Annotated in this window: 10 protein-coding genes; 2 read left to right on the forward strand and 8 right to left on the reverse strand. The window is 43.3% G+C overall.

Annotation, left to right across the window (positions count from 1 at the left end; translation table 11 throughout):
• Window positions 1-44 precede the first annotated feature (44 nt).
• Window positions 45-653: a LysE/ArgO family amino acid transporter gene (locus OSJ91_RS26620; protein ID WP_485890748.1), complete on the reverse strand. Its 609-nt coding sequence runs from the start codon at window positions 651-653 to the stop codon at window positions 45-47.
• A 124-nt stretch (window positions 654-777) separates the two neighbouring features.
• Here OSJ91_RS26620 and OSJ91_RS26625 point away from each other — a divergent pair, with 124 nt between their 5' ends.
• Both OSJ91_RS26625 and OSJ91_RS26630 read left to right on the forward strand, forming a co-directional pair.
• Window positions 778-1,704 carry an aminotransferase-like domain-containing protein gene (locus OSJ91_RS26625; protein ID WP_485890749.1) on the forward strand — a complete coding sequence of 309 codons (927 nt, stop codon included), beginning with the start codon at window positions 778-780 and terminating at the stop codon, window positions 1,702-1,704.
• Window positions 1,587-2,222 (forward strand): aminotransferase-like domain-containing protein, encoded by a 636-nt coding sequence (locus OSJ91_RS26630; protein WP_485890750.1) that lies wholly within the window; start codon window positions 1,587-1,589, stop codon window positions 2,220-2,222. Before OSJ91_RS26625 ends, OSJ91_RS26630 begins: the two co-directional genes overlap by 118 nt.
• Window positions 2,223-2,355: 133 nt before the next feature.
• On the opposite strand, the gene OSJ91_RS26635 is transcribed toward OSJ91_RS26630, so the two are convergent.
• From OSJ91_RS26635 to OSJ91_RS26665, 7 genes are all read right to left on the reverse strand, one after another.
• Window positions 2,356-2,772 carry a hypothetical protein gene (locus OSJ91_RS26635; RefSeq protein WP_350300660.1) on the reverse strand — a complete coding sequence of 139 codons (417 nt, stop codon included), beginning with the start codon at window positions 2,770-2,772 and terminating at the stop codon, window positions 2,356-2,358.
• A 210-nt stretch (window positions 2,773-2,982) separates the two neighbouring features.
• Window positions 2,983-6,720: a S8 family serine peptidase gene (locus OSJ91_RS26640; RefSeq protein ID WP_485890751.1), complete on the reverse strand. Its 3,738-nt coding sequence runs from the start codon at window positions 6,718-6,720 to the stop codon at window positions 2,983-2,985.
• 207 nt (window positions 6,721-6,927) lie between these two features.
• On the reverse strand, window positions 6,928-7,830 hold the full coding sequence (locus OSJ91_RS26645) for an ABC transporter permease (RefSeq protein ID WP_350300662.1): 903 nt from the start codon (window positions 7,828-7,830) through the stop codon (window positions 6,928-6,930).
• 12 nt (window positions 7,831-7,842) lie between these two features.
• On the reverse strand, window positions 7,843-8,847 hold the full coding sequence (locus tag OSJ91_RS26650; RefSeq protein WP_137016483.1) for an ABC transporter permease: 1,005 nt from the start codon (window positions 8,845-8,847) through the stop codon (window positions 7,843-7,845).
• Between the two features lie 115 nt (window positions 8,848-8,962).
• Window positions 8,963-10,579, reverse strand: coding sequence for an ABC transporter substrate-binding protein (locus tag OSJ91_RS26655; protein WP_350300663.1), 1,617 nt, complete (start codon window positions 10,577-10,579; stop codon window positions 8,963-8,965).
• 42 nt (window positions 10,580-10,621) lie between these two features.
• Window positions 10,622-11,590, reverse strand: coding sequence for an ABC transporter ATP-binding protein (locus OSJ91_RS26660; protein ID WP_350300664.1), 969 nt, complete (start codon window positions 11,588-11,590; stop codon window positions 10,622-10,624).
• Window positions 11,571-12,575, reverse strand: a complete 1,005-nt coding sequence (locus OSJ91_RS26665) for an ABC transporter ATP-binding protein (RefSeq protein WP_485890752.1) — start codon at window positions 12,573-12,575, stop codon at window positions 11,571-11,573. The genes OSJ91_RS26660 and OSJ91_RS26665 overlap by 20 nt, the downstream gene beginning before the upstream one ends.
• Between the last annotated feature and the right edge of the window lie 70 nt (window positions 12,576-12,645).

Genomic DNA, 12,645 nt, shown 5'->3' on the forward strand with positions numbered 1-12,645 from the left:
CCAGTTATACATGGCATCGTTTGGTTCGAAAACGTTTATCTGATTCAATAAAGCGACTTCACCATATAGAGAGCTGTGATCCAAATGATGATTGCCGAAATTTTATTTAATATTCCAAGGAATTTACCAGATGTATCAACCTTTTTCAGCAAACGTCCCGCAAGACATAATCCATGGAACCAGCACCATGACACAAAGATGCACGTTGCGGTGAAAATCATTTTATCTTTTCCTGAATAAACAAGTGAGCTCGAACCGATTACACCTATCGTATCCAAAATTGCATGCGGATTCAGTAATGATACGGATAGAGCAAATACAATTTGTTTTTTGGTCGACATCTGCATGGATTGGGCACCTGACTGTGAGTTTGATTTGGCAAACCAAATCTGAAAACCCATATACAATAAAAAAATAACTCCGATTATGATTAATGTAAGGCGCAACCAATCATATTGCATGACAACCAACGAAACACCTAAAATAGCTAACAAAATGAGCAGTGTATCACAAATTGCAGCTGTTACCGTTGCTGGCAATGCTTTTTTTATTGTAGGTTGGATTGCTCCTTGATTAAAAATGAATACATTTTGCACGCCCAACGGAAGTATCAGCCCTAATGCCAATAAAAATCCATGAAAAAATGGCTCCATACGAATACCCCCTCCCTTCAAATTCAGTATAATGAAAAAAACAAAGAAATTGACCATCCAATTGGTTGGTTTACAAACCAACCAATTTATAATGAATATAAAACATGAAAGGAGTGGTTTTCGTATGTTTATCGAATGGAGACCAAACCGGACTTCCGACCAATCACTTCACCTGCAAATAGTAGATTGGATCAAACAGCAAATTACACGAGGGGAATGGCCAGTTAGCACCAAGCTTCCATCACAACGCTCATTGGCCGACTCATTTGGCGTAAACCGAAGTACCATCATCACAGCCATAGATGAGTTGATTGCAGACGGATTATTGGAAACTAAGGTTGGGTCCGGCACATTCGTTTCCAATAATACATGGAATGTGCTCGTCTCCGGCAAACAGCCCGACTGGAAAAACTATGTCCGGAATGGCCTTCATGAACCTAATTTAAAAACGATTCAGGACATTAATCAGTATGAAACGGACACTGCCATCATCAGATTAGGCACAGGCGAACTATCTCCAGCTCTATTGCCTGCAAAACAAATCGAAAAGACATTGCGATCCACTTCTTTTGATGCCCACTCATTAGGCTATTCCGAACCCAAGGGTGATAAGAGACTTCGTCAATGTATAAGTGCATATTTAGAAACAAAAGGGATCAACGCGAGTCCCAGCTCCCTCATGGTCGTTTCTGGCGGGCTTCAGGCACTCCAGTTGATATCAGTTGGTTTACTTCAAAAGGGATCGATGATTTTACATGAATCCCCTTCCTATTTAAATTCCGTTCACCCTTTTCAATCTGCGGGCATGCACTTATTAGGTTTATCAAGACAAGGCCGGGAAAGTATCCCGACACAAATAAAGCACATTAACGGAAGGAAGAAAGCGTCACTGTTTTATACTGTTCCAACGTTAAACAATCCAACGAATACGACATGGTCAAAAGAAGAAAGACCAACCTCCTATCACTATGCAAAAAGGAACAGATCCCGATTATTGAAGATGACGTATATAGTGATTTGTGGTTTGATAATGAACCACCGCCTCCATTAAAATCCCTTGATGCAGATGGCCTTGTATTGCATATTGGCAGCATGTCCAAAACATTAAGCCCAGGATTGCGTATCGGATGGATTGCTGGCCCAATAACTGTGATTGAACGTTTAGCGGACATTAAAATGCAAATGGATTACGGTTCAAGTGCACTTTCCCAACACCTTGTGGCAGAATGGTTAGCAAATGGGCAATATTCAAAGCATTTAGAGTGGCTAAGGCATGAGTTGATAGGACGCAGAGATTTTACATTAACTCTGCTCAATCAATATTTTAAGGGACTGGCTGAATGGCAAATACCTCAAGGCGGATTTTATATATGGTTAAAATTATGTAAACCCATCGTGAATCCAAACCTTTTCAGGCAAGCGATAAAGGAGAACATACTTCTTAATCCGGGATACATATACGAACCAAATAACCATACACATATACGGCTTTCATATTCATACGCCTCGGAGGAACAATTAGCTTATGGCATCCAAACCCTTTCAAAGATCATTCGGCGGTTGGTTTGACATCTTGAAGGATTGGAGACGCATTAATGGAGCTGCCGTGGCAGCTCCATCCTTATTGAGTAGAGTAAGTTTTCGTATGAATTATTCGGAAATCTCATGCCTTACAACGTCCTGCCTAAAAATGTAAGGGATTTCATGGCGTAGCGGCTTTCATTTTTACGTTCCGCTCTTTTTGCTGGATGATGAAAAAAGAATGGTGATAGCCATGATTGATCATGATATGATCGAGGATTGCAGTGAGCGCCTCACCCTTATTCGGCTGATATGACTCTGAACTTTCCTCAATGATGATTTTTTCTTGGTGGGGGTCATAATTAATAGATGTTTTAGCACCTTCTTCAAAAAAAGAAAGGGTTACCTCCTGACATAGAGGAAAATCCTGATAAGGTGAATCTGAGCGGGGATCCTTTTCAAAGGGAGAATGGACGTGCTGAAGTGCATCAAAGAAACTCGGTTTTGTAAGATATGACCTGTCGCTTCCTCTCCTTTCGAATTTCACTGTAATTGCAATACTAGTTACTTTATTGCTAGATTTCTTCTTATAATTCATAGATACCCTCCTTTCAATAGGATCTTTATACCTAATTCTTTTATCCTATTCGATATACCTGCCGGATAATGAAAAAACTTCCTCACTAATAGATTTCCATATTAGCACGGTGAAAACGAAGCAAACTACTCCATAATCATCACGGGAATTCATACTTCAAATCCATAATCCGGAAAAAACAGCCCTCTTGGATAAGAGGGCTGCCTTTCGTTATTTTTTTGCTTTATTGATGTTAAAGGATTTCTTCGATTCATTTCCTGCAAGATCGGTCACCTTAAACTCAATCTTATTGTTGCCTGTTTTAAGCGGCAGCTCCAAATCCTCTATCTTTTTCTTATAGGCACGCATTTTGTATGGTTCCTTGAATTCATGATAGAATACTTCGCTTCCGTTCAGGTAAAGGCGGATTTCATCGAAATTATCTTCCACCGTCACGTCCACTTTTGGATTTTTGCCTTTGACTCCCACAGTTTTCGGTACACCTTTCACTTTTAAACCTGGCTTTGTTGCATCGACCATAATCGTCCGTTTAAAGGAAACCGTGTTATCCCATTTATCTGTTGCTTTAACCGTGAAGCTTTGAACACCCTCTTCAAAATTCTTTTCATATGAGAATTCATATTTGTTATTCGCCTTGTTATACGTTGCAGGTACCGTTTTATTGTCGATTTTAAATTCCTTTATTTCCGACGCTTCTTCAATTTCTCCTGTTATTTTGATTTTATTTTTATTGTTCACACTCAAGGCTTCAGGACTCTTGATCTTTACAGCTGGTGCATGATTATCGATTGGAGCTGAATCACTGGCTAATTCAGTTTCCGCCGTTTTTTCATTACCTGCATAGTCAATTGCCACAACCTGAACCTTTTCCCCTTTTACATCAGGTAAAGTGAATTGTTTCGCATTCGCCGGGAGAGGCTCTTCCATGATGGATGCTCCATCGACTTGTACATCATAATAAGCAAGCCCTGAACCATTCAAATTATCCTTACCTTGGATGGTTAATACATTGCCTTTTTTCGAAATTTTGACGGTCGGCTTTACCGTATCAATTTTGATTGGCATTTTAACCGTCTGCCATTTTGCACCCTCGTAATCTATCATCGCTTTGATTTCAAAATAATAGACCCCATCCTTAGCAAGTGCATTATTGATTTTACCGTCCCATTTACGGGCTGGATCCAGCGTGTATGCGGTTCCTAGTCCGCCATCATAATAGTCCTTACGTACATTATTCTCTGTGCGAAGTTTCCGGACTGATTTGTTTTCACCATTCAATATATTGTATTCTACCTTTTTCGCATTCCTTAAGAATGATAGGACAGGCACGAAGTCATCCTGTGCACCATCACCATTTGGGGAAATCGCGATATTTTTGCCATTGAATGTTTTCCCCGCAGGGTCATAGCCAAGATACGTGAAATCTTCACCTGCTGTCGATACTCCACCTGCCATGCCATAGAAAGACTCTTTATCATATTTAGTGCCATCCAGGATCGGGGCTTTGTCCCACTCCCCTTTAAATCCTACATACGGTACATTCAGTTCCGGATTCGTATCGGCTGGATCCTTCAATGAAATGAACCCTTCAACGAAATATCCGTTTGGAAAGACCTCGTCAATGTCTACAAGAGTCTGAAGGTCATCACCGAGTACCTTTGCATCGGATATGTCGACTTTCACTTCGAATGTAACCGATTTTTTTGCAGGAACGGTAATCTTATTTGTGCTTTTATTATTGATTTTAATCGAAGCGTTCTTAATTTCCTGTGCTTCCAGCTCGTTAGCGGTATAACCGAGTTGTCCCTGGATTGCATAGTCTGTTTGGATATTTCCTTTTACATCATAATTGACCGCTTTGTTGCTGAAGTTTTCAACCTTTAAAGTAAAGGCGAACTTATTGCCGATCTCCTTCATTGCAACCTTCGCTTCTTTCGTGAATGCCTCTGTCACGACAGCAGGTGTGGACAATGCGGATTGCAGCTGCATGACCCCGGCTCCCTGCCTGCGAGGCGAGTAAGGGTTTTCCCAGTCAAGGGCTTTATTGACGACACCTTGATCCGCTAATGGTTTTGATGTATTCATCATCAGTTTCTTCGCTAAATTTGCCCGGGCAGATCCGTTTAATTTAAATTCTTTATCCACTCTTTCAAGAACCAGCGCCGAGCCGCCGGAAACATGTGGTGCCGCCATCGAAGTACCGCTCATCATTCCATATTCATCGTTGTTCAGCGTCGAATAAATTTGGCCTCCCGGAGCAGTGATTTCCGGTTTGAAATCCAGGTTTGGTGCGACTCCCCATGAACTGAATGAGCTCATTTTCCCTGCTTCTGGATTTACAGCTTTTGTTTTATCACCATTAAAGGTAATCTTCACCTTTTCGCCATCCGTTAAGGCCGCTTTCAGCTTTGCACCATCCGATTTCAACATGAACAGCTGGGGAATGGTGATGCTTGGATCTGTGGCCATGGAAATATATCCGTCAGCATTATTGTAAATAATGACTCCTGTCGCTCCTGCTGCCTGGGCATTTTGCGCCTTTTCTATAAAAGAAAGCGTGCCGCGCTCGATGAGGGCGAACTTGCCTTTAACATCCACTTTGGAAAGCTCCTCTGGCGTCCCAAGACCTGCAGCCACCAAGTCATGTGTTTTTTCCTTTAAAGCATTGGGATGTACACTTGAAGCCGACATGAACGGAGCTTTTCCTGCTTGTCCGCTTATATCATAAGTTGCTGCATCCAAATCCATATAGTTATTCTCTACCGATGCCACTTGTACAGAATCGTATGCAAGTCCAGGTGAGCCTGAAACGCCAATATCCGGGTTAGCGGCTGATGGGTTGGCAAATCCATTTCCAAAGTGTGCCGAGTTTCCTGCTGAAATCGACATGAGGATACCATTATCAACAGCCCTGGATACCGCCTGCTGCTCCGGATCTTCTGCAGATACAAAACCTGCAGTGGAGCCAAGGCTCATATTCAACACATCCGCCCCAAGGATGATGGCATCGTCAATCGCCTTGATATATATATCGCCCCATGTTGTCTGCATGTCGGGATCATTCCCGAAGACCTTTAAAGCTAGCAGCTGGGCTTCAGGAGCAACCCCTTTAATGCCGCCATTCTCTTCATCTCCATTGGCACCGGCCGTACCCGCTACATGCATTCCATGCATGGACGCCCCTTCACCAAGATCAAGGATTTCTTCATTTTCATCCATGTAATTGTATCCATAAGGTACCTTCGCCGTATAATAATTGCCTAATAGATGGCTAGATTCCTTCATCCCGTTAATTTCCTTTTCAGTCAGTTCTGCCTTGTTCTCATTATTCAGGAACATATCACGGTGAGATGGGTCGATTCCAGTATCGATAATCCCGACGACCATCCCTTCCCCTTTATATCCATATTCCCGCCAAGCTTCCTGGGCTTGGACTAGTTCTTTACTATAAAGCATTTCGGGTTTTTCTACAGGACGTTCATATTCATTCGCAATATGTACTTCAGCAACTTCAGGCATGGCTTCCACCTTTTTGATTTCACCATACTGAAGTTCACCGCTGAATCCATTGACGACTGTAGTAAAACTTTCAAGCTCCTTGAAAGCTATTTTTTTCTCTTTCACCTTTTTTTTCAATTTCTTCTGATTAGCTAGCTTTTCGGACTTTAATTGTTGTTTCTTATTTTTTGATAGCTGTTTAAAAAGTTTCCCTTCTTTCGAAGCTGTTTCTATTGCAGGGGCTTCCTTCATCTCTACGATGACCCTGACCTTCTCGTCGCTTTTGTATTTCTTATCCAAATCATTTTTCTTCAGCTTTATAATACTTTCCTGATTCTTCTTACCTGCACCGCCCGAACCTGCCGGGGGGTCTGGGAGTTTCGCTGCGGAAACGCTTGCAGTAAATACTAATAGAAAGATTGCTAGAATGGACAAGCTACGTTTAATCAATGAACTTTCCTCCTCTAAAATAAGCAATTTTTGGAATATTCTTACTGAGTATAAAAGTATCACAACTTTTGGGGTGATTTTAAGAGATAATAGTCACTATTTTCCTATTCCGAACTAGGATTTTGTTATTATTTTTCATATTTTAATAGATTTACAAGATAAACGACAAAAAGATGGTGATGTTAAACTAACATCACCCTTTTACTTCTAGTTTTTCATTCTTGGGTCCAAGGCATCGCGCAGCCCATCCCCCATTAGGTTAAAGCCGAGTACCGTAAGCATGATCGCAAGCCCAGGGAAAAGAACCGTCCATGGTGCTTGAATGATGAACGCCCTGGAATCGGCGAGCATTTTCCCCCACTCTGGCGCTGGCGGCTGTGCACCGAGACCGAGAAAGCCGAGTGCTGCACACTCAATGATGGCAGTTGCAATCGCTAAGGTACCTTGAACGATAATCGGTGCAAGGCTATTCGGAAGGACGTGGTGAAGGAGAATGCGGCCATCCCCCATTCCAATTGCCTTTGCAGCCGTTACATATTCCTCTTCTTTCACCGTTAAGACCCGTGAACGTAAAAGCCGGCCGAATATCGGGACATTGACGATGGCTATTGCAATAAGTGCGTTGCGAAGTGAGGGCCCCAAAACGGCAACGACAGCAATGGCAAGCAAGATACTTGGAAAGGCCAGAATAATATCAAAGATCCTCGATATGATCGTATCTATCCACCTGCCGTAATAACCGGCAATGATTCCCAAAAAAGAACCGACCACAACAGATCCGGCAACAGATAAGAAGCCGACCCCTATTGATATGCGCGAGCCATAAATGACCCTGCTCAAAATATCCCGGCCAAATTCATCCGTACCAAACCAATGCTCCGCAGAAGGGGCCAAATGTTTATCACTTAGCTTTTGCCCCTCAAATGAATAAGGTGCTATAACGGGCGCGAAGATGGCGATTAGGATGAAAAATGAAACAATCCCCAGACCTACAAGGGCTACCTTATTTTTCCTAAAACTTTTCCAACCTTCCTTCCAGGGAGAGATGACTTTTTCCTCTGCCTCTTTTGGAGGAAGGAGTGGCGAAGTATTCGTTGCTATTTCAGGCATGAGTTTCCCTCCCTATTTATACTTAATCCTAGGATCGATCGCTGCATACAACAAGTCCACAACTAGATTGATCATGACAAACAAAAAGGCGATGACGAGAATTCCGGACTGTATCACCGGATAATCCCTAGATAGGATTGCATCATAAATATATGTACCGATACCTGGCCACCCAAAAATGTTTTCGGTCAATATGGCGCCGCCTAAAAGTAATCCTGTCTGCAGTCCGATAACCGTCACCACTGGAATCAGGGCATTCTTAAAGGAATGCTTGTAAACAACCCAAAACATTCTCATTCCTTTAGCACGAGCCGTACGAATGAAATCCGATCTCATAACTTCCAGCATGGACGAACGTGTCATCCTTGCAATAATGGCCATCGGAATGGTCGCCAGCGCAATTCCCGGCAAAATGAGATGTTTGATCACTTCGAAAAACTGATCCACCCTGCCAGCCATGAGTGTATCTATCAAATACAGTCCGGTTATGGCCTCAACGGGATCCCTGATATTGTCCCGCCCTGTCGTCGGTAGTAAATCCCATTGAATTGAAATGATATATTGCTCCATTAATCCCAGCCAGAAAATAGGCATGGACAAACCAATCAACGCAATCACCATGGCGACATAATCAAACCATGAGTTTTGGAACCAAGCTGATATTATCCCTGCATTAACGCCTATGACCACGGCGATGATCATCGCGATCAAGGCCAGTTCTATCGTAGCCATGAGGTATGGCCCAATTTCTTCAGAAACCGGACTATTCGTTTTTAAGGAAACACCCAGGTCTCCCTTTAACAAGCCTGATAAGTAATCCCAAAATTGAATGAACCAAGGTTTATCCAGACCAAGTTCCTTTGTCATTGCAGCGACTGCCTCTTCCGTTGCTTGCTGCCCTAAAATCACCTGTGCTGGATTTCCAGGAATCGCCCGAATCATCATGAATACAATAAACGCCATTCCTAGTAACACTGGTATGAGAGATCCTAAACGTCGTACGGTATAGGAAAACAAAACAATCACCCGCCTTTTAAATAAGGGGCCTTAAAAGCGCCCTCGATCATTTTGAAACGCATTCCATAACAAAACCGGGAAGCATGCAAGACTCCATACTACCCGGTTCGTACGGTTAATTTTCTAGAGAAACATTAACAAGGGATTGTGAACCAGTCGGATGTGGAACAAACCCTTTGACCGTCTTAGATCCGGCTAACTGCGGTAAAGAGTGTACAAGCGGAACCCATGGAGCTTCTTCATGGATGATTTCCTGTGCTTTTCCATACAACTCATTACGCTTGGCTTCATCTGCCGTGGACTGAGCTTCAATCAGCAGTTTATGGACTTCATCGTTTGCGTAACGGGCATAGTTGTTGGAGCCGATATTATCTTTATCCAATAATGTATAAAGGAAGTTATCCGCATCTCCATTATCGCCTGTCCAGCCCATCATGAAGGATTGGGCTTCACCAGCCTGCACTTTCTCTAAATATGCAGCCCATTCGTATGAAACGATATTCGCTTCGATGCCGACTTGTTTTAGGCTTGCTTGAATGGCTTCAGCCACTTTTTGACCATCCGGCATATATGGGCGCGGTACCGGCATTGCCCATAGATCCATTTTAAATCCGTCTTCAAGTCCAGCTTTTTTCAGCAGCTCTTTCGCTTTTTCTACATCATAATCATAGTCTTCGACTTTGTCATTGTAGCCAGAAACGGATGGAGGCATAGGATTCTTGGCAGGCTCTGCTGTACCTTCATAAAAATTATCAATGATTTCCTTTTTGTTGATCAAATGCGAGATGGCTTGACGCACTTCTTTCTTGTCGAATGGTGCTTTCTCAACATTGAAAGCAAAGTACCCGACGTTCATGGACGCACGTTCGAAAATTTGCAGTTTTTCATCTCCTGTAACCTTACTGATATCACTTGGGTTCAACCCGTCCATCAGGTCGATTTCACCCTTGATTGCAGCATTTAAACGTGCAGAGTTATCTTTAATGACCTTAAACGTGATTCCATCAAGTTTCGGCAGTCCATCTTGCCAATAGTCATCGTTTTTCACCACTTCAATCGTATCGCCAGGTTTCCATGATTTGAATTTGAAAGGACCTGTACCAGATGGATTTTTAGTGAAGTCGTCACCCTCTTTTTCAATTCCAGCCGGACTGGCTATTGCAAATGTAGGCATGGCAAGGTTTTTCAGGAACGGCGCCTGCGGACGGTTCAAAGTGAATTCCACCGTGCTGGCATCGATCGCTTTTACTTCTTTGATAACATGGCCTTCATCACCTTCAAATCCTCCGAACATGGAGGCATAGTACGCAAATTTACCCTCATCCTTACTTTGTGCCCAACGTTGAAAGTTTTTTACGACCGCATCTGCATTGAAATCCGAACCATCATGGAACTTGACTCCGGTTTTCAATTTGAATGTGTATGTTTTTGCGTCATCGGACACTTCCCATGATTCTGCAAGACCCGGATTGATTTCCGTATCATCTTCCCCATATTTCACTAACGTTTCAAAAATCTGCTGTGTGACGATGAATGATTCCCCATCGGTTACGATGGCTGGGTCAAGACCGACAGCGTCTCCGCCTTTACCGTATATCAATACGCCGCCTTTCGCTTCACTCGATCCCCCTTTACCATCATCTTTCTCTTTTGATGTAGACGAGGAGCATCCCGCAAGCGCTAGCGAAAGAGCCAGGATACCAGTCAGCAATAATGCCAATGTTTTCTTCATATTCTTCCCCCTTATTATTTGCGAATTTATGTATACGTCGTGTCAATTGTATAAATGACAAGCAACGTAGTGACCAGGTTTATGTTCACTCAGGATTGGCTTTTCCGTATTGCATTCTGCCATCGCCTTCGGACATCTCGTATGGAATGGACAGCCGCCGGGCGGGTTTGATGGGCTTGGAACATCTCCCTGCAGGATTACCCTATCCCCCTTGTATTCCACATCCGGGATGGGCACGGCTGATAATAAAGCCTGCGTATATGGGTGAAGCGGATCTTCATAAAGTCCTTCACTTTCCGTCAATTCAACTATATGTCCAAGATACATGACACCGACACGGTCGGAGATATGCCTTACCACCCCAAGATCATGAGCAATGAACAAGTAGGTCAAATCAAAATCTTCCTGCAAATCCTGCAACAGATTCAAGACCTGGGCCTGAATCGACACATCCAGTGCAGATACCGGCTCATCAGCAATGATCAGTTTGGGGTTGACTGCAAGTGCCCTCGCGATGCCAATACGCTGCCGCTGACCCCCACTGAATTGATGCGGATACCTTTTAGCATGGTAACTGCTTAAGCCAACAACCTTAAGAAGTTCCTGTACACGGGCTTTTCGTGCCTTTTTATCTTTAACCCCATGAACGATGAGCGGTTCTTCCAATATTTTTTCAATTGTATGCCTGGGATTGAGGGAAGCGAATGGGTCCTGGAAGACCATCTGCATTTCACGGCGCATCTTTCTCATTTCACCGGCAGATAAAGCCGTCAGGTCCTTTCCTTCAAAATAAACATTACCCTCACTCGGCTCAAGCAATCGAAGCAATAATCTTCCCGTCGTCGACTTTCCGCAACCGCTTTCACCAACAAGTCCCAAGGTTTCCCCTTTATAAATGGAAAAGGACAAACCATCAACTGCCTTGACCTCTCCAATGGTCTTTCCCAGAACCCCTCCTTTAATCGGAAAATGCTTCTTTAGGTTTTCTACCTTAACCAATGTTTGACTCATGCAAGGCAGCTCCTTTCCCATCTTCATACAGCCAGCAGCGAACATGCTGACCCTCATCGAATTTCAATAGAGACGGGGTCTCATTTATACATTGCTCCATGGCATGGGAGCATCGAGGGGCAAACTGGCACCCGAGGTCGCTTGTCCCAGGTTTTGGCACATTACCAGGTATTGAGTAAAGGCGCTCTTTCTTTATTCGCATATCCGGAATCGATTGAAGTAAACCGACCGTATAAGGATGCTTAGGATTTTGGAAAATCGTTTGCACATTTCCTTCCTCTATTACCTTGCCGGCATACATGACAATGACACGTTCACACATTTGCGCAACTACCCCAAGATCATGGGTAATCATCATGATTGCGGTGTCTGTTTCTTTATTTAAATTCTTCATTAATTCTAGGATTTGTGCCTGGATCGTCACATCCAAAGCCGTTGTAGGTTCATCGGCTATAAGGAGTTTCGGCTCACAGATCATGGCCATGGCTATCATGACCCTTTGTCTCATTCCGCCTGAAAGCTGATGCGGATATTCATCGAGCAATTCCTCGGCACGGCCAAGCCCAACCAGCCTCAAAATTTCCACCGCTCTTTGGCGGGCCTGTTTTTTGTTCCATTTTTTATGTATCCGAAGCGTCTCGACCAACTGCTCGCCAATAGTGAACACGGGATTCAAGCTTGTCATCGGTTCCTGAAATATCATCGCTATATCATTCCCGCGAATTTTTCTCATTTTCGCTTCAGACGCATTTGCAATGTTCTCTCCTTTAAAAAGGATTTCTCCCTCCACCTTACCAGCCGGTGAAGAAACCAGACCCATGATGGACAGAGAAGTAACGCTTTTTCCGCACCCCGATTCTCCCACTATCCCTAAAACCTCACCAGGATTGACATGAAAATCTATTGAATTCACGACAGGGATCACCCCATCGTCCGTACGAAAACTGGTTTGCAGCCCATTCACCTTAATAATTGGTTCGTCCATCAGATCACTTCCTATATATAACTTTTTTTCCAATTATATTATTGGGTTTATTATTGCATCAAAATTAAAA

The organism is Bacillus sp. T-10(2022) (assembly GCF_056502895.1).